The sequence below is a fragment of the Helicobacter mehlei genome (assembly GCF_007280785.1).
Taxonomy (GTDB): domain Bacteria; phylum Campylobacterota; class Campylobacteria; order Campylobacterales; family Helicobacteraceae; genus Helicobacter; species Helicobacter mehlei.
The window spans coordinates 15,138-36,476 of sequence record NZ_VKGC01000002.1 but is presented as its reverse complement, the minus strand read 5'-3'; the positions used below and the strand labels follow the sequence as shown (position 1 = coordinate 36,476).

The 21,339-nt window shown below is 47.2% G+C and carries 22 protein-coding genes; 13 read left to right on the top strand and 9 right to left on the bottom strand.

Features of this window, described 5'->3' with window-relative positions; all coding sequences use genetic code 11:
- The first annotated feature begins 8 nt into the window (after positions 1 to 8).
- Genes FNE76_RS01125 through prpB form a run of 3 tightly spaced genes read left to right on the top strand, consistent with a single transcriptional unit; the run spans position 9 to position 3,070 of the window.
- Positions 9 to 671, top strand: coding sequence for a YggS family pyridoxal phosphate-dependent enzyme (locus FNE76_RS01125; RefSeq protein ID WP_120948290.1), 663 nt, complete (start codon positions 9 to 11; stop codon positions 669 to 671).
- A gap of 41 nt (positions 672 to 712) precedes the next feature.
- Positions 713 to 2,182, top strand: coding sequence for a 2-methylcitrate dehydratase (gene prpD, locus FNE76_RS01120; protein WP_120948289.1), 1,470 nt, complete (start codon positions 713 to 715; stop codon positions 2,180 to 2,182).
- Positions 2,183 to 2,191: 9 nt separating this feature from the next.
- The gene (gene prpB / locus FNE76_RS01115; RefSeq protein ID WP_120948288.1) at positions 2,192 to 3,070 is read left to right on the top strand and encodes a methylisocitrate lyase; all 879 of its coding nucleotides are present in this window, start codon (positions 2,192 to 2,194) and stop codon (positions 3,068 to 3,070) included.
- Here the strand turns inward: prpB and FNE76_RS01110 are convergent.
- Positions 3,067 to 4,044, bottom strand: coding sequence for a Gfo/Idh/MocA family protein (locus FNE76_RS01110; RefSeq protein ID WP_143928341.1), 978 nt, complete (start codon positions 4,042 to 4,044; stop codon positions 3,067 to 3,069). The genes prpB and FNE76_RS01110 overlap by 4 nt on opposite strands.
- Positions 4,007 to 4,462, bottom strand: coding sequence for an acyltransferase (locus tag FNE76_RS01105; protein ID WP_120947814.1), 456 nt, complete (start codon positions 4,460 to 4,462; stop codon positions 4,007 to 4,009). The genes FNE76_RS01110 and FNE76_RS01105 overlap by 38 nt, the downstream gene beginning before the upstream one ends.
- A gap of 142 nt (positions 4,463 to 4,604) precedes the next feature.
- Between FNE76_RS01105 and FNE76_RS01100 the strand changes: the two genes are divergently transcribed.
- Genes FNE76_RS01100 through FNE76_RS01060 form a run of 9 tightly spaced genes read left to right on the top strand, consistent with a single transcriptional unit; the run spans position 4,605 to position 14,203 of the window.
- The gene (locus tag FNE76_RS01100) at positions 4,605 to 4,979 is read left to right on the top strand and encodes a chemotaxis response regulator CheY (RefSeq protein WP_006017263.1); all 375 of its coding nucleotides are present in this window, start codon (positions 4,605 to 4,607) and stop codon (positions 4,977 to 4,979) included.
- Positions 4,980 to 5,002: 23 nt separating this feature from the next.
- Positions 5,003 to 5,920 carry a 50S ribosomal protein L11 methyltransferase gene (prmA, locus tag FNE76_RS01095; RefSeq protein WP_120947813.1) on the top strand — a complete coding sequence of 306 codons (918 nt, stop codon included), beginning with the start codon at positions 5,003 to 5,005 and terminating at the stop codon, positions 5,918 to 5,920.
- A 23-nt stretch (positions 5,921 to 5,943) separates the two neighbouring features.
- Positions 5,944 to 7,860, top strand: a complete 1,917-nt coding sequence (gene ftsH, locus FNE76_RS01090; protein WP_120955664.1) for an ATP-dependent zinc metalloprotease FtsH — start codon at positions 5,944 to 5,946, stop codon at positions 7,858 to 7,860.
- Positions 7,861 to 7,869: 9 nt separating this feature from the next.
- Positions 7,870 to 8,574, top strand: a complete 705-nt coding sequence (gene pssA, locus FNE76_RS01085; RefSeq protein ID WP_120947811.1) for a CDP-diacylglycerol--serine O-phosphatidyltransferase — start codon at positions 7,870 to 7,872, stop codon at positions 8,572 to 8,574.
- The gene (locus tag FNE76_RS01080; RefSeq protein WP_120947810.1) at positions 8,571 to 10,742 is read left to right on the top strand and encodes a heavy metal translocating P-type ATPase; all 2,172 of its coding nucleotides are present in this window, start codon (positions 8,571 to 8,573) and stop codon (positions 10,740 to 10,742) included. The genes pssA and FNE76_RS01080 overlap by 4 nt, the downstream gene beginning before the upstream one ends.
- A 1-nt stretch (position 10,743) precedes the next feature.
- The gene (copP, locus tag FNE76_RS01075; protein WP_120947809.1) at positions 10,744 to 10,947 is read left to right on the top strand and encodes a copper-binding metallochaperone CopP; all 204 of its coding nucleotides are present in this window, start codon (positions 10,744 to 10,746) and stop codon (positions 10,945 to 10,947) included.
- A 3-nt stretch (positions 10,948 to 10,950) separates the two neighbouring features.
- Entirely contained in the window at positions 10,951 to 12,594 is a 1,644-nt protein-coding gene (locus FNE76_RS01070) for an ABC transporter ATP-binding protein (protein ID WP_120947808.1), read from the top strand.
- A gap of 39 nt (positions 12,595 to 12,633) precedes the next feature.
- Positions 12,634 to 13,305: a hypothetical protein gene (locus FNE76_RS01065; RefSeq protein ID WP_120947807.1), complete on the top strand. Its 672-nt coding sequence runs from the start codon at positions 12,634 to 12,636 to the stop codon at positions 13,303 to 13,305.
- Positions 13,295 to 14,203 (top strand): PDC sensor domain-containing protein, encoded by a 909-nt coding sequence (locus tag FNE76_RS01060; RefSeq protein ID WP_120947806.1) that lies wholly within the window; start codon positions 13,295 to 13,297, stop codon positions 14,201 to 14,203. Before FNE76_RS01065 ends, FNE76_RS01060 begins: the two co-directional genes overlap by 11 nt.
- A gap of 2 nt (positions 14,204 to 14,205) precedes the next feature.
- Here FNE76_RS01060 and FNE76_RS01055 read toward each other — a convergent pair whose 3' ends face one another.
- Positions 14,206 to 15,660: a DASS family sodium-coupled anion symporter gene (locus FNE76_RS01055; protein WP_120947805.1), complete on the bottom strand. Its 1,455-nt coding sequence runs from the start codon at positions 15,658 to 15,660 to the stop codon at positions 14,206 to 14,208.
- Between the two features lie 443 nt (positions 15,661 to 16,103).
- On the opposite strand from FNE76_RS01055, the gene FNE76_RS01050 reads away from it, so the two are divergent.
- Complete coding sequence (locus FNE76_RS01050) at positions 16,104 to 16,469, top strand: serine protease (RefSeq protein WP_104638436.1); 366 nt, start codon at positions 16,104 to 16,106, stop codon at positions 16,467 to 16,469.
- Here the strand turns inward: FNE76_RS01050 and selD are convergent, their stop codons facing one another.
- From selD to FNE76_RS01020, 6 genes are read right to left on the bottom strand one after another with little or no spacing between them, the layout of a single operon-like run.
- Positions 16,470 to 17,429, bottom strand: coding sequence for a selenide, water dikinase SelD (gene selD / locus FNE76_RS01045; protein ID WP_143928340.1), 960 nt, complete (start codon positions 17,427 to 17,429; stop codon positions 16,470 to 16,472). It lies immediately after the preceding gene.
- Positions 17,430 to 17,481: 52 nt separating this feature from the next.
- On the bottom strand, positions 17,482 to 17,994 hold the full coding sequence (gene cysE, locus FNE76_RS01040; RefSeq protein WP_120955667.1) for a serine O-acetyltransferase: 513 nt from the start codon (positions 17,992 to 17,994) through the stop codon (positions 17,482 to 17,484).
- A complete protein-coding gene (gene cysK, locus FNE76_RS01035) occupies positions 17,975 to 18,898 on the bottom strand; it encodes a cysteine synthase A (protein ID WP_120947803.1) in 924 nt (307 codons plus the stop codon). Before cysK ends, cysE begins: the two co-directional genes overlap by 20 nt.
- A gap of 13 nt (positions 18,899 to 18,911) precedes the next feature.
- Positions 18,912 to 19,760 carry an aldo/keto reductase gene (locus tag FNE76_RS01030; protein WP_120947802.1) on the bottom strand — a complete coding sequence of 283 codons (849 nt, stop codon included), beginning with the start codon at positions 19,758 to 19,760 and terminating at the stop codon, positions 18,912 to 18,914.
- 47 nt (positions 19,761 to 19,807) lie between these two features.
- On the bottom strand, positions 19,808 to 20,953 hold the full coding sequence (locus tag FNE76_RS01025) for a sigma-54-dependent transcriptional regulator (RefSeq protein WP_120947801.1): 1,146 nt from the start codon (positions 20,951 to 20,953) through the stop codon (positions 19,808 to 19,810).
- Positions 20,950 to 21,333, bottom strand: a complete 384-nt coding sequence (locus FNE76_RS01020; RefSeq protein WP_235852200.1) for a hypothetical protein — start codon at positions 21,331 to 21,333, stop codon at positions 20,950 to 20,952. Before FNE76_RS01020 ends, FNE76_RS01025 begins: the two co-directional genes overlap by 4 nt.
- Between the last annotated feature and the right edge of the window lie 6 nt (positions 21,334 to 21,339).

Below are 21,339 nucleotides of genomic sequence, written 5' to 3'. Positions count from 1 at the left end.
GGTTTGCCATGGATTTTGCTAAAAACTTGGATCAAATCATCAGCCGCATTGAAAAAGCCCGTTTGGCTTATAGCCGACACCATATCGTCCAGCTCATCGCCGTCTCTAAATATGCCAGTGCCAAGCAAATTGCTGACCTGTATGCGTGCGGGCAACGCGCCTTTGGGGAAAATAAAATCCAAGATTTGCAAGCCAAGTCAGAACATCTAGCAGATTTGCCCCTAGAATGGCACATGTTAGGCAGTTTGCAGAGCAATAAAATTAATAAAATGCTCGCTCTCAAGCCCTTTTTACTCCATAGTCTCCACTCTTTAGCCCTTGCCCAAGAAATCCAAGCGCGTAGCCCCTACAAGCTCAAAGCCCTTTTACAAGTCAATGTTTCTTTAGAAGAATCTAAAAGCGGGGTGCGTCCCGAGCGTACCCTAGAGACCTACCAGCAAATTAAACAGACCTGCCCACTAATTGAGTTGCAAGGGATCATGGTGATTGGACCCCAAACAGAAGACACCCGTCAAATTGAGCGCGCCTTCCAAAGTGCCAAAGATATTTTTGATAAGCTTCCCCAAGCCTCTATCCTATCTATGGGGATGAGTGGAGATTTTGAGATCGCCATTAGTTACGGGGCTAATATGGTGCGTATCGGGCAAGCCCTTTTTAAAGAGCCCAATTAGTCCAAACATCTTATAATGTGCCAAACATTTGAGGAGATACCATGTCCAATATGGGAACTTTAGACACCAAAAGGCCCGAGTTTGATCCTTTATTCTCAGAGATCGCGCATTATGTGGTGGATCACCCAATCACTTCATCTCTAGCCTACCAGAGTGCGCGGCTTTGCTTGCTTGACTCCATTGCCTGCGCTTTAATGGCACTCAAATACCCCGAATGCACCAAGTTACTAGGTCCTAGTGTCCCGGGGGCTGATTTTAGGCCCTTAGGGGCTAAGGTGTTGGGCACAGCCTACCAGCTTGAACCCGTGCGTGCGGCTTTTAATATCTCATGCATGGTGCGTTGGCTGGATTTTAATGACACTTGGCTAGCGGCCGAATGGGGACACCCATCGGATAATTTGGGCGCGATTTGGGCACTGGGGGATTATTTGAGCCGTTTGTATTTAGCCCAAAATAAAAAACCCTTACAGGTCAAGCACATTTTAACCGCCATGATTAAAGCCCATGAGATTCAGGGGATTTTAGCCTTAGAGAATTGTTTTAATACCGAAGGCTTAGACCATGTGTTGTTGGTGCGGGTGGCCAGTAGTGCGGTGGCTACTGGGCTATTAGGGGGGAGTTTTGATGAGGTGCGTAATGCGCTCTCTAATGCCTTTATAGATGGGGGTAGCTTGCGTTGTTACCGCCATGCGCCCAACACGGGATCACGCAAGTCGTGGGCAGCAGGGGATGCCAGTGCGCGGGGCGTGGATTTAGCTCTTAAAGCCCTTCAGGGCGAAATGGGCTACCCTTCAGCTTTGAGCGCGCAATATTGGGGCTTTCAAGATGTCTATATGAAGCAACAGACACACAATCAAGAAAAATTACATTTGCCCCAAGCACTAGGGAGCTATGTGATGGAAAATGTGCTCTTTAAAATCTCTTTTCCAGCTGAATTCCACGCCCAAACCGCCGTTGAATGCGCTTTGAGCCTACATGATGATCTCAAGGGACGGCTAGAGGATATTAGTAAAATTGTCATCACCACCCAAGAGAGCGCACAACGCATCATCAACAAGATTGGGGCGTTGCATAATTACGCCGATCGCGATCATTGCATCCAATACATGGTTGCCTATGCGCTCATCTATGGCAATTTGAATGCCCAATCCTATAGCGATGAGAGTGCAGCTGATCCACGTATCGATCGGCTAAGAGATTTAAGTGAAGTGCAGGTTGATGACACATACACGCGGGAGTATTTAGAGCCTAGTAAGCGCGCTATTGCCAATGCGGTGCAAGTCTTTTTTAAAGATGGGAGCCACACCCAAAAAATCGAAATCAAATACCCCATCGGGCATCGTTTTAGACGCGATGAGGGCGTGCCCTTGTTGTATCAAAAATTCAAGCTAGCCCTAAGGGAGGTCTTTAGCCCTAAGCGTGCTAGCCACATTGAAGAAGTTGTTTTTAACGAAAATGCTTTTGAACAGATGGATTTTAACCAATTTAGCGATCTTTTTTCATTGGTCTAAGGAGCGAGCATGACAGCTGGTCAAAGATTTAGAGAGGCTCTAGCACAAAACAAGCCCTTGCAAATTGTGGGCACGATCAATGCTTACCAAGCCTTGCAGGCTACAAAGGTGGGGCATAAAGCCCTTTATCTCTCAGGGGCAGGTGTGGCCAATGCTTCTTATGGCTTGCCAGATTTGGGCATGACCAATTTGGAGGAAGTCTGTATCGATGTACGCCGCATTTGTGCTATCTGCCCCACGCCCTTAATTGTGGATGCCGATACTGGATTTGGGCACGCTTTGAATATTGGGCGTTGCGTAATAGAGCTGATCAGAAATGGTGCTGCTGGGATGCACCTAGAGGATCAAGTCGGGGCCAAGCGTTGCGGTCATCGCCCCAATAAAGAGATTGTAGAAACCCAAGAGATGTGCGATCGCTTGCATGTTGCCCTTGAGGCTAGAAAAATAGACCCTAGCTTTTATCTCATCGCCCGCACAGACGCACGGGCTAAAGAGGGGTTAGAATCGGCTATTGAGCGTGCTTTAAGCTATGCTAAAACGGGTGTAGATGCAATCTTTGCAGAGGCCTTGCAAAACCTAGAGGAATACCACGCCTTTAGCCAAGCTTTAAGCGTGCCGTTGCTGGCCAACATTACCGAGTTTGGGCTAACTCCGATGTTTGGCTTGGAGGAGCTTAAGAGTGTAGGGGTGGCTATGGTGCTTTATCCTTTGAGTGCCTTTAGAGCCATGAATAAAGTGGCTTTAAGCGTGTATGCCGATCTCAAGTACAAGGGCACGCAAAAAGATCAAATCCCGCATATGCAAACTAGAGAAGAGCTCTACGAGATGTTGGGCTATTATGGCTATGAGGCACAGATGGACTTGTTGTTAGGGCACCAAAAATCCTAACTGGGGCACGCGCCCTCTATTTCTTCTAAAAACCCCAGTGCGTCTAAAATAATGCGTTCTTGTTGGGGGCAGGGGGTGGTGTTTAAAATGCCCTCATAAAAACTCTCCAAACAATTTGACAAAGCACTAGAGGGGTTTAATGGGGGGTGGTGGGGGGAGGGTTGTTGGGGGGTTAGTGTGGTGGGGTAGAGGGCGATAGGATTGGGGGCATTATCGTTGTAATAGAGGGTGTTTTGTGTACCCATGATGAGCATATCGCGCACTTTAAAGGGGGAGAGCCAAGAGAGATTAATAGAGACGGGGGTTGGTTTGGGTGTGGGCAAGTAGAAATTTAAATAGGTGCTGGTTGGGGTGGGGTGGCTTGGGTGGCTGGTTTGGTGGAGTGTGGGATGCGTTACAGCACAGAGGGCATTGGGGTAGAAAAAAGAGAGGATGCTTAGGTCATGCAAACCTAGATCGTAAAGGATATTGGTATCCTCACGGCAAATGCCCCCCAAACGGCGGGAGGTGATGCTAAGGACATCACCCAGCATGCCCAGATTTTCTTGAATCCAACGGATGGGTGCAGAGTAGATAAAGGTCAGATCGCAGTGTAGGATTTTTTGCCGTTGTTTGGCTAGGGTGTAGAGTTCTTGGGCTTGCACTAGACATGCTCCCAAAGGCTTTTCCACAAAAACATGTTTGTTAGCCAAAAGGGCTTGTTTGGCTAGGGCGTAATGCGTATTTACTGGGGTGATGATCAACACGGCTTGGATTTCTGGATCGCCCAACACTGTAGCAATAGAGGGCGTAACCTGCACATCTTTAAAGTCTCTTTGGGCTTCTTGCAAGCGATCCAAAGAGGTATCGCAAATGGTTTTGAGGGTGAAACGCCCCAAATGGCGCGCGATTTTTTGACCCCAATAGCCATATCCGATCAAGGCTATTTGGAACATCTTAAAGCAAGCGTAACAATCTAGCTGGATTGCCCGCATAAATCCCGCTAGTGGTGATGTTCTTAGTTACCACGCTCCCAGCCCCAATCACCACATGGCTACAAATTTGCACGGGTAAGATGGTCGCATTCGAGCCAATGCTGACATGATCGCCAATGCGGGTTTCTTTCCATGATTGGGGATTGGGGTTAGGGCAACCCTCTTTAAAGAGATCATTGGTGAAGACCACCCCATGCCCGATAAAACAAAATGCCCCAATCTGCACGCACGAACAGATAAAAGTATGGCTTTGGATACGGCTGTGTGCTCCTACTACCACGCCTTTTTGAATCTCACAAAAAGGACCCACAAAAACATGTTCTTTTAAATGACACCCATAGAGATTACAGGGTTGGCACACCACCACACTTTCATCTGCCACCACATCTTTTAGGGGTGTATTTTCTATTAGACGCATCGCTTTCCTTACAAAAGCGTTATCATAACAGATTGAGCCTTTCGTGCGCTTTTAAACCTCAGTTTAAGATAGGCACGTAATTAAATATGCTAGAATAGGGGCTATGCTTGTGGTGGCAAAGCGAGCGATTTAAGGAGAAAGATTGAAAATATTAGTTGTAGATGATAGTTCCACAATGCGCCGAATCATTAGAAATACCCTCCAGCGTTTGGGCTATGAGGACATCATGGAAGCCGAGCACGGGGTGGAAGCTTGGGGGAAGTTGGATAGCAACGACACCACAGGTGTGCTCATCACGGATTGGAACATGCCCGAGATGAATGGACTGGACTTGGTGAAAAAGGTACGCTCTGATGGGCGTTTTAAAGACCTACCTATTATCATGATCACCACAGAGGGGGGCAAGGCGGAGGTCATCACCGCTTTGAAGGCGGGGGTGAATAACTATATTGTCAAGCCTTTTACACCACAAGTTTTAAAGGAGAAATTAGAGGTAGTCTTGGGGACCAATGACTAAGCGAGGTTTGGCGGATTAGAGGCGTGCAAACAGGTTTTTACTTCAAAACTCTCATTTTACCCACTGCCTATCCCGATTTATTTGCAGATTTTTTATTAGATTTTACGCAAGAAGCTATCGAGGAAGATTGCGTGTCTAATTTGGGCGATCACCCCTACCGATACATCGGTGGGGGTAGGCAAGCCCATGTTGTACCCCATGTTGCCTATATTGTCTATTCAGATCAGGAACCTAGTGCCTTGCTCCAAGGCCTTGAGGGGTTTTGCCAGACCTTAGGCGATCAAGACCTGCCAGTTGGTTTTTACTACCATACCAGCACCCACCCCAATTTAGATTGGATCAGTGCCTACCAACAAAGTATCCAACCTATCACTTGCGGGCAATTTTACGTCACGCCCAGTTGGATACCCCCAACAGATACGCCCCTAAAGGTTTTGACAATCGATCCCAGCCTTGCCTTTGGGACAGGACACCATGAAAGCACGCGCATGCTCTTAGAGAGTTTTTCTAGCATGCCAGCAAAGACTTTTAAGGGCAAGTTAGCCTTAGATGTGGGCTGTGGGAGCGGGATTTTAGGTTTGGCTTTAGCCAATTTGGGGGCATGCGTGCATTTGTGCGATACCGACCCTTTAGCCATTGAGCAAGCCCAAAAGAATTTTGCGCGCAACCATCTTAACATCGGGCGTATTTGGCAAGGCTCTTTAAAGCAAGATGCAGTGCCCTATGATCTCATCGCCATCAACATTGTAGCCGATGTGATCCTAGGGCTCTACCCTTCTGTGTGGCAAGCCAGCCATGCGGATACCTTGCTTTTTTTATCGGGCATTTTAGACCAGCATACACATGCTGTTTTAGAGTGCTACACACAGGGTTTTGAGCTATTAGAAAAAAAGATCGAAAATGAATGGGTGAGCTTGTCTTTGAGAGCTAAACCTAGCTGATGAAATCAATTTAAGGAACTTCTATGGAGAACAATAACAAAGGACCGGGCGATCCCAATTCTAAAAAACCGCTCTTGCAAAATCCCTTATTACTTGTGATTTTATTTGTTGTGGTTGCCATCATCGCCATGCGCGTGATGAATAGCGATGAGGGCTTTGGCGATCGCTTTCTCTCTACGAGCACCAAGAACATTAGCTATCACGAGATGAAAGAACTCATTGAGAAAAAAGAAGTCGATAGCGTGAGCATTGGGCAAACCCTCATCAAGGCCACTAGCAAAGAGGGCAATAGCAAGATCATCTATGTCGCCAAACGCGTGCCCGATCTCTCTTTAGTGCCCCTCTTGGACGCGCAAAAAATCAATTATTCCGGTTTCAGTGAGTCTAATTTCTTTACAGACATCTTAGGCTGGCTCTTACCTGTGTTGGTGATCTTAGGGCTATGGATGTTTATGGCAAGCCGCATGCAAAAGAACATGGGCGGGGGGATTTTTGGCATGGGGAGTTCTAAGAAACTCATCAACGCCGAAAAGCCCAAAGTGCGCTTTAACGACATGGCAGGTAATGAGGAGGCTAAAGAGGAGGTTGTAGAAATCGTAGATTTCTTAAAATATCCCGATCGCTACGCTTCTTTGGGGGCAAAAATCCCTAAGGGCGTGTTGTTAGTGGGACCCCCTGGCACGGGCAAAACTCTCTTAGCTAAAGCGGTGGCCGGAGAGGCGAGCGTGCCTTTCTTTTCTATGGGGGGCAGTAGCTTCATTGAAATGTTTGTAGGCTTGGGGGCGAGTCGGGTGCGCGATCTCTTTGACATCGCCAAAAAAGAAGCCCCCAGTATTATCTTCATTGATGAGATCGATGCCATTGGCAAGAGCCGCGCGGCGGGGGGTATGGTGAGTGGGAATGATGAAAGAGAGCAAACCCTTAACCAGCTTTTAGCCGAAATGGATGGCTTTGGTTCAGAAAACGCGCCCGTGATTGTGCTAGCCGCCACAAACCGCCCCGAAATTTTAGACCCCGCCCTCTTAAGACCCGGGCGCTTTGATCGCCAAGTGTTGGTGGATAAACCGGATTTTAACGGACGGGTGGAGATTTTAAAGGTGCATATCAAGCCCGTTAAATTGGCTAATGATGTGGATTTGCAAGAGATCGCCAAGCTCACCGCCGGATTAGCCGGGGCGGATTTGGCCAATATCATCAACGAAGCCGCCTTGTTGGCTGGGCGCAACAACCAAAAAGAAGTCAAACAACAGCACTTAAAAGAGGCGGTAGAGCGGGGCATTGCGGGGCTAGAGAAAAAGAGTCGGCGCATTTCGCCCAAAGAAAAAAAGATTGTCGCCTATCACGAAAGCGGGCATGCAGTCATCTCGGAGATGACCAAGGGCTCGGCACGCGTCAATAAGGTTTCCATCATCCCAAGAGGGATGGCAGCCCTAGGCTATACGCTCAACACCCCAGAAGAAAATAAATATCTCATGCAAAAGCACGAGCTGATCGCTGAAATTGATGTGTTGCTGGGGGGGCGGGCGGCTGAAGAGGTGTTTTTACAAGAGATCTCCACGGGGGCGAGCAATGATTTAGAACGCGCCACGGACATCATCAAGGGCATGGTGAGCTACTATGGGATGAGCGATGTGAGCGGGCTGATGGTACTAGAAAAACAGCGCAATTCCTTTTTAGGGGGGGGCTTTGGGAGTCCTAGGGAGTTTAGTGAAAAAATGGCCGAAGAGATGGACAGCTTCATTAAAAACCTGCTAGAAGAACGCTATAGCCATGTGAAACAGACCTTGAGCGATTATAAGGATGCCATTGAGGTGATGGTGAGCGAACTCTTTGAAAAAGAAGTGATCACGGGTGAGCGGGTTAGAGAGATCATCGCTGAATACGAATCGGCAAATAATTTACAAACCCGTTTGGTGCCCTTAGAAGAACATGCAAGCTGATGTACGCTAATGCCTATTAAGCCTCTCTATCTCTTCCCCAATCTCTTTACGGCTAGCAGTATTTTTTTGGGCATGATGAGTATTCTTTATGCCTCTAGGGGGAGCTTTGTGATGGCGTGTTGGCTAGTTGTGGGCAGTTTGGTATTAGATGGGCTGGATGGGCGTATTGCGAGGCTAACCAACACCACGAGCAAGTTTGGGCTAGAATTTGACTCCCTAGCTGATGTCGTGGCTTTTGGGGTAGCACCAAGTCTGATTGCCTACTTCTATGCCGGGCATTTTTATGGGCGTTGGGGCATGGCAGCTTGTGCCCTATTTGTGATCTTTGGGGCGATCCGTTTGGCGCGTTTCAATGTAACCACCCAAACCACCGATCCCTATTCTTTCATCGGCATTCCCATCCCTAGCGCGGCAGTGTTGGTGGTGTTAGGTGTCCTCATTGATACCAAGTATGGTATTTTGAAAGAGGGTTGGGGGAAGTTTTTTTTAATCTACATTGTGTTCTTGGGTGTGATGATGGTGAGCAATATCCGCTACCCCAATTTTAAAAAAGTGCAATGGAATTTGAAGCTCTTTGTTTTGCTTGTCTTTTTCTTGCTCTTGCTCTTCGTGCGCCCTCTAGAGGTCTTGGGCACTTTTATGTTCTGCTATCTGTTTTATGGGATTATCCGCTGGCTTGTTTTGATGGTAAAAATTATTTTTAAGCACCGATGAAACGCGCGCATTTTTACATTGAGGGCATGACTTGTAGTTCGTGTTCTAGTGGGATTGAGCGATCTTTAGGGCGTAAAAAGTTCATCCAAGAGATCGGGGTGGATTTGATCAGCAAAAAAGCCTTTGTGCTCTATGATGAGAGTCAAGCCAGCCTAGAGGATATTTTCAAGCAAATTGAAAAGTTGGGCTACACGCCCAAATCAAAACTAGAGAAGTCCTCCCAAAACGCGCCTTTTTTAACGCCCAATAAAAAATTGGTTAGCGCAATTCTTTTAAGTGGGTGCGTGCTTTGTTTGTCCATGCTAGCACCATTTCTCCCCCTCCCCCAGACCTTGCAAAACCCTTTTTATAATGGATTGGTGCAACTGATCTTAACTTTAGGGGTCATGCACATGGGGAGGGATTTTTATCTCAAGGGCTTTAGCACGCTCTTTGCGCGCCAGCCCAACATGGATAGCTTGATCGCCATTGGGACAACCAGTGCCCTGCTCTATAGTTTGTTCTTACTCTTTAAAGCCTACCACCATGTGCCTTTGGAGGGCTATTACTTTGAGAGTGTGTGTGTGATTGTGGTTTTTGTGATGATAGGCAAGCGCATTGAAAACGCCTCAAAAGATAAAGCCCTGCAGGCAATGCAGGCCTTAATCAGCCACCAAAGCCCCACCGCCATTAAAGTGCAGGGGCAGGAGAGTGTCGAGGTCTTAATTGATGCGATTCAAGTGGGCGATGTGCTTAAAGTTTTACCCGGGAGCTATATCCCTATAGATGGAATCATCACAGAGGGCGAGGGCGAGATTGATGAGTCCATGCTGACAGGGGAGAGCCTGCCGGTTTATAAAAATGTGGGCATGCCCGTTTTTTCGGGCACGCTCAACACCACCACTTCTTTTTTGATTCAAGCCACGCGCACCAACGCACAAAGCACCTTAAGCAAGATTTTAGAACTCATCAACAACGCACAAGGCTCTAAGGCACAGATTGCGCGCTTAGCAGATAAAGTGGCTGGAGTTTTTGTACCCACTGTAATGGGAATTGCTGGTGTATCCTTTTTAGTGTGGCTAGCTTTGGGAGATTTTGCGCACGCTTTGGAAGTGTTTATTAGCGTGCTGGTGATCTCTTGTCCTTGCGCATTGGGATTAGCAACGCCGATGTCCATTTTAGTAGCTAACAAAGAGGCTAGCCTACTAGGGCTCTTTTTTAAAGATGCCCAAGCTTTGGAAAAGGCGCGCAGTGTGAGCTGTGTAGTTTTTGATAAAACCGGCACCCTCACACTAGGGCAACCCATGGTTAAAGAGGTGATTGCTAAGGAGGGCTTAGATATCCTAGAATTGCTAGGATTGTGTGCCAGTTTGGAGGCACAAAGCGAACATGTCATCGCCAAGGGCATTGTGGCTTATGCTAAGGATCAGGGCATTAGCCTGCAAGAGGTCAAAGAGGTCAAGGTGCAAATGGGTTTGGGCATTAGCGCACGGGTGGGGGATCGCTTGATTTTAGTAGGGAGTTTAGAATATTTTGGTTTGCCCAGTCCCTTTGAGAGCAAGATGAGCGGTATTCAGGTCTTTGTGGGCACGCCCCAAGAGATTTTAGGCGTGATCTTGCTAGAGGACACACTCAAAGAGGGAGTCAAAGAGCATATCAACCAGCTTAAAGCGATGGGCACTAAAACCATGCTTTTAAGCGGGGATCACGCCCAAAATGTGGCGACTCTAGCCCAAGAGTTAGGCATGGATCACTACCAAGCGCAGGCAAAACCACAGGACAAGCTCTATGCTATCGAACAACTCAAGGCACAGGGGGAAGTGGTGATGATGGTGGGCGATGGGATGAATGATGCACCCAGCCTAGCGCGTAGCGATGTCGCCCTAGTGATGGCTAAGGGAAGCGATGCAAGCTTGGAGGTGGCCGATGTGGTGAGTTTCAATAATGACATCCAATCGGTGATCAGTGCTATCAAGCTGAGCACGCTCACCATTGCCAATATCAAACAAAATTTGTTTTGGGCTTTTTGCTATAATAGCGTGGCGATTCCGCTAGCTTGTGGGGTAGCCTTTAAACTGGGGATCATGCTTAACCCCATGTTGGCTAGCTTGGCGATGAGTTTGAGCAGTGTCAGCGTAGTTCTCAACGCCCAACGGCTTAGAGGCGCGCATTTAAAAATTAGAGGATAACATGCAAGAGATTAGCATTAAGGTAGAGGGCATGACATGCCAGCATTGTGTGGATAAGATCGAGAAGTTTGTTGGGGAGTTAGAGGGGGTGAGCCAAATTGAGGTGAATTTGGCAAACAAAGAAGTGAAGGTCAATTACCATGCTCCAGCTAGCCCAGAGGACATTAAAGAGGCGATTTTAGATGCGGGCTACGAATTAGGCTAATTTTTGAAAGTTTTCTTAAAGCGTTTTTACCCCTATGTAAAAGGGCACTACAAGGCTTTTGTTGTGGTGTTGCTCTCTTCTGTGGTGGTGGCAGCTAGCACGGCGTGGGGGACTTATCTAGTCAAGCCGACCTTAGATGACATCTTCATTAAAAAAGATGTGCATATGCTCACCATTTTGCCCTTTTTGGTGATTGTGGCGTATTTAGGCAAGAGTGGGGGGATTTATTTGCAGACCTATTTTACCAACTACATTGGGTTAGACATTGTTAAGAAATTGCGTAACCACATGCTTGAACACCTGCTCCAAATGGAGTTGGGGTTTTTCAACCGCACCCAAAAGGGCGAACTCATCGCGCGCATCACAAACGATATCGCCTTAGTGCGTGCTAGTTTGTCTAATTACCTAGCCGAGAGCATTAGAGAAGCCCTCACCATTATAGGCTTAATTAGCGTGGTGATCTATCAAAGCCCCAAATTAGCCCTTGTAGGGCTTGTGATCATGCCCTTAGCCGCCTTCCCCTTAAGCAAGATCATCAAAAAGGTCAAAAGACTCTCCAAAGCAAATCAAGAGAGCAATGCTAGCATGACGGCTAGATTATCTGAGATTTTCCACAGTATCGAGGTGATCAAAACCTCCAATGGCGAAAACCTAGAATTGCAAGCGTTCAAAAAAGAAAACCAACGCTTTTTCCAAATCAGCCTCAATGGAATCAAATACGCCGAAATCTCCAGCCCCTTAATGGAGTTTTTAGGTTCCATCGCCATCGCCCTAGTGATTTATCTAGGCGGGTTGGAGGTGATCAAGGGGCATATTAGCGTGGGGGCATTTTTCTCCTTTATCACCGCTCTTTTTATGCTTTACACACCCATTAAACGCCTTGTTAGGATCGTTTCTAATTTCCAAGAAGCCTTAGTAGCTGGAGATAGGATTTATGAAATCTTGGAGCGTGTACCCGCTATTCAAGATGGCCATCAAGAATTAAAAGAACCCATTGAACGCATTGTATTTCAAGGGGTGAGTTTAACTTATTTGCCCAATCAATTTGCCTTGCAAAATATTAACCTTGATTTGCAAAAGGGGCAGATTATTGCCTTCAAGGGCAAGAGTGGGAGTGGTAAAAGCTCGCTAGTCAATCTCATTTTACGCCTCTATGAGCCCACAAGCGGACAAATTACGATTAATAACACCCCTTTGCAAGATTTGCAACAAAAGAGCTTAAGAGCGCAAATTGGCATTGTAACCCAAAAGGTCTTTATCTTCAGCGGATCGGTGGCGGAAAATGTCGCCTATGGTTTGGAGATTGATACCAACAGAGTTACCAAATGCCTAGAACAAGCGCAGGCCTTAGAGTTCGTGGAGCATTTAGGCGGAATAGAGGGCACTTTAGAGGAATTTGGCACCAATTTGAGCGGGGGGCAACGCCAAAGGATTGCTATCGCGCGCGCCCTCTATAGGGATGCTAGCGTGCTCATTTTTGATGAAGCCACCTCAGCCCTCGATCACGCCACTCAAGAGGGAATCAAGCAGACCATTTATGACCTCAGACATAACCGCCTCATTTTGATGATCTCGCATAACGAGTCCAGTTTGGAGATTGCTAGCCATATCTATGCCCTAGAGGAGGGGGAGCTCCAAACTTCTTAAGACTATGCTATAATAGGAAATTGTTGGATAGGAGAGTGCATGTGGTGGCGGGTTGTTTTATTGGGTGCGTTTTTGGTGGGCTGTAAAAACGATGTTTTCACCCTCCCATATTTGAATTTCACCTATAAAAGTGCTCCTGTTAAAAACAAACCCGATTTGGGTAGCTTGGTAGTTGCACCTGCCCAAGTGGTGTTTTCGCGTGAATTCCTCCCCAAATACTACCAAAAACGCTATGCCAAAGGCCTTCAAGAAGGGATTGCTAAGGTTTTGGATAATAGTGGCTATCAAGTGATTTTGCCCACTAAGAAAAACCCCAACAAAAACCCAAGTGCCCTACAAGCTACGATCACCGGCACAATTCATTTTGCCTTCCAAAATACACCCTCCGATCTCAAAGCCATTAAAGCAATGTTAAAAGCCACCCAGAATGACTATTTGGAGCCAGCAAGAGTATTGCGCATGCTAGAGATTCAGGCACATTTTAAAGTGTGTGAGGGGCCTATCTGCCAGATCATCGCCCAAACTATCCACGAGCCCATTTTAAAGGCTAATCCCATTGATAGCGATCCCAATGAGAGGGGCGGACCCAACCAAAGTTACAATAATGCTATCATAGAGGGGCTCAATCGACTTTATCAAAAGAGCTTACAAGATTTAGAGGTGCAACTGCAAAAACAACTAGAATTGATGAGGACCAATGATGCTATCTAAAGACATTGCCGAGTATGCCAAAGTCAAAAACGAGCTTTATGCCTATGTTTCCTATCTTTTGACTCAAAATATCAAAAATTACCTCAAAGAACCCACGCTCAAATATGTCCAAATTGCTATGGAACGCATCAAGCAAGAGGTGCGGATCAAAGAGGACATTTTTATCTTGGACATGAATGGGAATTTAATTGATCGTGAGGGCAAGATCAAAAGTAGTTTTGCGGAAAACTCTTTGGAGCGAGGCTATTTTTATGAGGCCGTGCAAGAAAAACGCTGTATTTTGACCAACCCCTATCCTACACGCAATAACCGCGGGCTGGTGGTAACGGCAGCCTATCCCATTTACAACAACCAAAACGAATTATTTTTTGTGGTGTGTATGCACATTCCCTTGCGTGTCGCGCTGTCATTAAACTCTTCTTCTAAGTACTACAATGTTTTTGCTGAGGGTAGCGTGGTGATGTATTTTGCCATCTCGGTTACATTGGGTCTGGTGTCTCTGTTGCTTTTTGTCAAGAGCATTTCAAGTCTGACCAATGCGCTAGCACACTTTGATAGTTTTGATGTCAAAGAAGTTTTCCACCCCATTGTTTTGCTCACCCTAGCCCTAGCCACAGTCGATTTGGTCAAAGCCATTTTTGAGGAAGAGGTGCTGGGCAAAAACAGCGGGGATAGCCACCACGCCATCCACCGCACGATGATCCGTTTTTTGGGTTCGATCATCATCGCCCTAGCCATTGAGGCCTTAATGCTGGTCTTCAAGTTTAGCATCAGTGCCCCCAACAAGATCATCTATGCGATCTATTTGGCTAGCGGGGTGTCTGCCCTTTTGGTTAGTCTGGCCATTTATGTTAAGTTTGCCTATGGGGCAGCCAATAACTCAAATAAGAAAAACTAAGACTACAACCAGCGATGCGCCACTAACTCCACCCAAGGCACGCAGAGCACACAAAGAGCGATCAAATACAGCAAGCCAAAAATAAGCCCTAACTTCCAAAATTGCGCGCCCGAGATGTAGTGGCTACCATACCACACCAAAGAGGGCCCCGTGCCATAGGGGGTTAAAATCCCCATCAGTCCTAAGCCCAACATTAAAAAGAGGGCTAATTCTTGCACATTGACTCCAGCCATGCCCGCCCCCATGCTAATAAAAAGCGTTAAAAGCGCGCTCACGTGGGCGGTGGTGCTGGCAAAGAAATAATGCAAAAGATAAAAAGCAATCACCAAAATCACCACCATGCTAAGACTAGAAAAGCCCAAATTCACCATAAAACTTTGAGTCAAATCCCCCAAATACTGCAAAAAGCCCACACTCTTAAGCCCGCTAGCTAGAGTGATCAGCCCCCCAAAGAGGAAGAAAATATTATAGGCCGCGCTATTGGAAATAATGTCCTTCCAGCTAATGATACGGCTCACCCCCATCAGCACCATCGCTAAAAGCGCGGTCGTGGTCGCCTGCACCCCAAAAGCCTTGCCCCCAATCCAAAGGGCTAGAGTGAGCAGGCTTAAAACACACATCAAAATTTCCTTATGGTGCATTTTGCCCATTTTCTTTAATTCCTCCTTAGCCCATGCGCATGCCTCTTGAGAGCCCTTAAGCGTGGGTTTGCAAAGGTGGTAAGCTAGATAGGGGGTGAGCAAAAAGAGCACTACCCCAGCGGGCAAGAATGCCAAAAACCAGCCCAGCCAAGAGATTTCAGGCACATTGCTTTTTAGCGCGGTTTCCATCGCTAGTAAGTTAGGCGCTAGGGCGGTGAAAAACATGGAGGAAGTTACACAAGTGATTGCAATCCCTACCCACATCAAATACGCCCCCAGTTTTTGGGGCTCTTTGTCCGGATGACTTCCTACTAAAGGGGGGATATTAGCCACAATGGGGTAAATGATCCCCCCAGAGCGCGCAGAGTTTGAGGGGATGAAAGGAGCTAGGATTAAATCGGCTAGAGCGACCGCATAGCCCAAACCTAAAGTGGTTTTACCCAAATGAGAGATGAGCCATAGAGCGATACGCTTGCCCAACCCGCTTTTTTCATAGCCCAAACCTAGCATAAAGGCGATGAAGACCAACCAAACAGTTTTATTAGAAAAACCTTTTAAACCCCAATCGATGGCCACACTGGGGCTTACATGTTCGGGGCTAGGACCTATGCGCAAGAGCACGCACAACGCCACTCCAATGACAGCCACAAAGGAGGCAGGCACAGGTTCGATAATGAGACCTAAAACCACGCCGATAAAAACACTAAAATACAGCCATGCGGCCAAGCTTAGGCCCTCTGGTGCTGGCAAGAAAGAAAGAATTAAGCCCACCCCCACGGGCACAAGGTAACGCCAAAAAGAGAGAATTTGAGACATCTGCATTCCTAGAGGATTTTTAGGTTATTGTAGTCTATTAAATTATCAAAAGGTCTTAATTCTACTATTATTGAGGAAAATCCAATCCCTTATTTGTTTCTGTATTAGGTGGAATACAAAGTTATGGGTTAATGTGTGAGACCAACTCAGGGCATTTGCAAAATATATTGAATATCCACTACTTTTGCAGATTGCAAAAGTTCTAGGGTGCCATCATTTCCTCCATTCTATACTTTTCATACACCATCATATGTGAGTTCATCGGGGAAAAGAGGGAAAGCCCCACCCCCAAAATATTTTTAAGCAAGGTCAGGGAGATACCCAAAATCAAATTTTTTCAAAACTGGTTGAAACAGAAATGAGACTAATTTTTTCTTTATTTTTAAAAAAGCATTAAGTAATACTAATGTAGCATGTAGTAGTATCTTATGCGAAAGGACAAGATGAAACACAGCAAAGAAGTTTTAGACCCCAATCAAGAGTTTGACAAGTTAAAACAGGAGTATTTGCGCCAAGAGATGGTTTATGCCACTTATCTTAAAGAGAGCAAACGCCATCTCTATGGTTGTAAGGATATTTTAACCCGCCACCAATTTTTTGTGGATCGTTGTCGGGCTTACAAACCTTTGAGTGAAGTGTATTTGCGCTTGCGCCACTTCTCCAAGAGGTGCAAGATCAGCATGCGCCCTATTCGCGAATCCTTTGAAAAGTTCCGCCGCACCCACAACAACACCTTGACCTCTATCAAACGCTACGAAGCCAAACTCCAGCGCATCAAAGAGGGTAAATCCCCCTCTGATTGGGCATAATTAGAAAAGTTTGATGGCATGCGTGTCTCTGGGTACGCATGAGCCGATGATCCTTACGTGTATATCCAAATCTTGCAGGCGTTGCACAAATTCCAACCCCTCTTTAGCCCCCAAAGCCACTAACAACCCCCCAGAAGTCTGCGCGTCATAAAAGAGTATATCGGGGAGTTCGCTTTGGTTGCACACGCGCGCCTGCAGGGCTTTTTTGTTTGCCACACTCCCCCCCGGGTACACCCCCTGTTTGGCTAACTCTAAAGCTCCCTCTAAAAGGGGGATTGCGCTTGTGTTGATCTCTATGGAGATGGCAGGGTTGAGCATTTCGCACAAATGCCCCACGAGCCCAAAACCCGTTACATCCGTGCAGGCATGCACGCTAAAATCCTGCAAAACCTGCATGGCCTTAAAATTTAAAGCCACCATGCTAGCAATCGCTTGGGGGGCTTCTTTTAAAACTTTGCGCTTTAAAGCGGTGGTGATGATCCCACTGCCTAAAGGCTTGCTTAAGAGGATCGCATCGCCCACCTGCGTCCCATCATTGCGCCATAGACTCTTTTCTACCACCCCGGTTACACTGAGCCCAAACTTTTGCTCCACATCGCTTAGGCTGTGCCCGCCCAAAAGAGGGCATGTACACTCACTCAGCTTATCCAAGCAGCCTTGCATGATCGCCTGCACGCTCTCTACACTTACATGCTCTTGATCCCATGCAAGGATACTCAGCGCGCTGATTGCGCGCCCCCCCTTAGCAAAGACATCGCTTAAGGCATTAGCCGTAGCAATCTGCCCATAGATATAAGGGTCATCCACCACCGGAGGGATCACATCTACACTTTGCACCAACAAAGACCCCCCCACTTTTATCGCCCCGCAATCGTCCTTATGCCGAAAATCCAACACCACGCCGGGCAAGCGGGGCTGTTTGAGCTTGGCTGTGATTTGTTTGAGGTCCTCCAGACCCACCTTCGCCGCTCAACCCGCACAGCGCACAAATTGGGTTAATGCTTCTGCCAACTTACTCCTTTATAATCGTCTTGGCCTTTGTGCCCACCGCGGTAGCCCCACTGGGCAAATCTGAAACCACCACCGCATTAGCCCCGATCTTGACATCATCGCCGATCGTGATAGCCCCCAAGACCTTCGCCCCCGCTCCCACGACAACACGATCACCTAAGGTAGGGTGGCGCTTGCCCTTGAGCTTGCCCGTGCCCCCTAGAGTTACCCCGTGGTAAATGGTAACATCATCGCCAATTTCTGTGGTTTCTCCAATCACCACGCCCATGCCATGATCAATAAAAAGCCCGCGCCCAATTTTTGCCCCCGGGTGGATTTCTATCCCGGTGATAAAGCGCATCAGCTGTGAAAGCGCGCGCGCGATAAAGTAAAGCCGGCGCTTGTGCAAGGCATGGGCTAGGCGGTGGGCAAGCAACGCATGAATCCCCGGATAGAGCAATAACACCTCCCATTTATTGCGCGCGGCCGGATCCTGTTGTAGGGCGCGCTCTAGGCTATAATCCAGATCCAGCATCATAGAGTCCGGTGGAGATGTATTTTTCTCCCCCATCGGGGGCAATAGCAAGCACAGACTTGCCCTGACCCAATTTGCGCGCCACCTGTAACCCGGCAAAAATCGCCGCTCCTGAAGAGATCCCCACCAAAATCCCCTCTTTTTCTCCAAAGAGTTTGGCACACTGCGCTGCCTCTTTTTCATCCACAGCGATCACTTCATCCACTACGCTTCTATCATAATTGGCTGGCACAAAGCCTACCCCGATGCCTTGAATCTTATGGGGGCTATGTGTCCCTCCGCTCAAAATAGGGGATTGGGCGGGTTCTACCGCGATGATTTTAGCCGGGTGGTTTTGTTCTTTAAACTTACGCCCCACGCCCGCAATCGTGCCCCCCGTGCCCACGCCCAACACCACAGCATCCACGCCGGGCAAATCCTTTAAAATCTCTTGGGCGGTGGTATCGTGGTGTTTTTGGGGATTGGCGGGGTTTTCAAATTGTTGGGGGATGAAATAGCCTGCTTGTTTGCCAATTTCTAAAGCCCTATCAATGGCTCCCTTGGTGCCCTTAGAAGCCTCCGTTAGAATCAACTCTGCCCCATAAGCCTTGATGAGCTCGCGCCTCTCCACACTCATGCTCTCTGGCATGACAATGATGACTTTATAGCCCTTGAGCAAGCCCATGAGCGCTAGGGCGATCCCGGTATTGCCACTGGTGGGCTCAACAATGGTCATCCCTGCACACAGCCGCCCATCTTGTTCTGCCTGCTCGATCATCCCCAAAGCCGCGCGATCCTTCACACTCCCCCCCGGGTTAAATTTCTCTAATTTGACAAAAAAATCTGCCGCCCCCTCCTCTAAAAGGTGGTTTGTCTTTAAAATGGGGGTGTTGCCAATCAAGTTTAAGGCATTATTGTAAATCATGAGTCTGCCTTTCTTAAGAATTAAAAGGGATTTTTCTCAAATATTCTAGCCCCTTAGGTGTTCTGTGATCAAAAAACACGCTTTGGGCGGTGTCCATTGTGGCGATTTTGGCCAAATCCTCTTGATCCAAATGAAAATCAAAGATTTGGGCGTTTTGCGCGATCCGCTCCATCTTAGCCGACTTAAATAAAACCGATATGCCCCTTTGGGTGATCCAGCGCAAAATCACTTGGGCGACGCTTTTATGGTATTTGTGGGCGATCTCTTGCAAAATGGGGTGTTTGAAAATGCCGTTCTTATCCTGTGCAAAGGGCGACCACGCTTGGGGCTGGACTTGGTGTGCTTGCATAAACTCCTGATCGTGTTGTCTTTGGAAAAAGGGATTAAGCTCAATTTGATTGACTGTAGGGGCGATCTCATTAAAGGCGATGAGATCGGCTAGGCGATCGGGGTAAAAATTGCTCACCCCAATGGCGCGGATTTTGCCCTCTTTGTGTAGAGTTTCTAGGGCGCGGTAAGTCCCATAGTAGTCGTTAAAGGGCTGATGTACCAACACCAAATCCAAGTAATCTAAGCCCATTTTCTGTAAGGATTTTTCAACTGAAAGCTTTGCCCTTTGTTCCCCAGCGTTGCTAAACCAAACTTTGGTGGTGATGAACAATTCTTCGCGGGGGACGCTTGCTTTATTGACCGCGCGCCCTAGCCCTGCCTCATTGCCATACATTTGCGCCGTGTCAAAAAGGCGGTATCCCTTGTCTATGGCTTCTAAGACGACACTCTCACATGCCTCATCGGGGATTTGAAACACCCCAAGACCTAGAATAGGCATTTTGACTTGGTTATTTAAGCTGACATACTCCATTAAGCACTCCTCAATTAAAGCCTACACTCTTAGCACAAAAAAGTTAATTAACTCCTTTCCAAGAACAAATCTTTTTGGCTAATTTGCTCCCCCTCGCTCAAAATGGCAGCCCGTTCCACTACACAGAGTAGCTCGCGGATATTGCCATGCCAGCTATAATTGAGCATGCACTCTTGTGCCCCCTTGGAAAAACTCTTCTTGCCCAGATTGTAAGTTTGCAACACTTCTTGTAATTTCCACTCCGCTAAAGGCAGAATCTCCTCTTGGCGTTCTTTTAAGGGCGGGATATGTAGGGGGATTGTTTGGAGTCTAAAAAATAGATCTTCTCTAAACTCTTTGGCGGCAATCTTCTCGTGGATATTGGTGTTGGTGGCGGCAATGAAGCGCACATCAATTTTAATAGGCTTGTGGCTACCAAGCCGCACGATCTCTTTTTCTTGGATCGCTCTTAAAAGCTTGCTTTGGAGTTTCAAGGGCATTTCGCTAATTTCATCTAAAAACACGCTCCCCTTGTGCGCGCTCTCAAACAGCCCCGCCTTGGCACTGGTCGCGTCCGTAAAAGCCCCCTTTTCATAGCCAAAGAGTTCTGATTCTAACAAGTGCTCGGGGATGGCTGCCATGTTGATCGCCACAAAGGGCGCGTCTTTGCGCTTGGAGTGTTCATGGATAAAATGGGCAAAGACCTCCTTACCCACCCCACTAGGACCTTGTAAAAACACACTCGCATCGGTGGCAGCGGCTTTGAGCGCTTGTTTTTGCACCTCTTCTAAGGCTTTTGAGCTGGCTCTAAAAAACTCTTGCGTTTTGGGGGTTTTGCTCTTAGGCGGGTGGATTTTGTGGAACTCCAACACCCGCTTGCTGCGATAAATAGACTCCAAGAGTAATTCAGGCTTGAAGGGTTTTTGGAAAAAATCCTTCACGCCTAAGCGTATCGACTCGATGGCTTTATTGAGTGTGGCATTACCCGTGATCACAATGGCTTCATAACGCCCCTCTAGTTGGCGTAAAAACTCCAGCCCATCCATCTGGGGCATGTTAATATCCGTGATGATGAGTTCAAAACTTGCATCTAGGGCTTTGAGCGCGTCTTTAGGGCTTTTAAAGGCGACCACTTCTAAATCTTCTTGATCGCTAAAAAAGAGTTCTAAACTCTTGCGCATATTAATATCATCTTCCACAATGGCGATTTTCATTTTCTTTCCTTTTCATAGACTTCAAGCACCAAAAGCCCCCCTTCTAAATAGGCATTAAGGGGCGTGGTGATACGCAAGGTGGCATAGTTTTGGTTTTGCATCTGTGTATTAAACCCATTACTCTCAATGCGCACCTCACTTTTATACAAACAATCTAGTACCGCATTTTGGTAGGTTTTTAACAAAATATCCAACAAAAAGAGCTCTTGTTTGGAATCCAGCTTGGGCTCATCCACTGGAATCTCACAGCGATAACGCAAACCCTGATACTTCTTCAATGCCCGCGCAATTCCAAAAGATTGGTGGGTAGCAATCCCATTATGCACCTGTAAGGCATAAGAGATCACAAAATCCTGCGCCCCCAAAAGCCCAACTAGCAAAAAAGC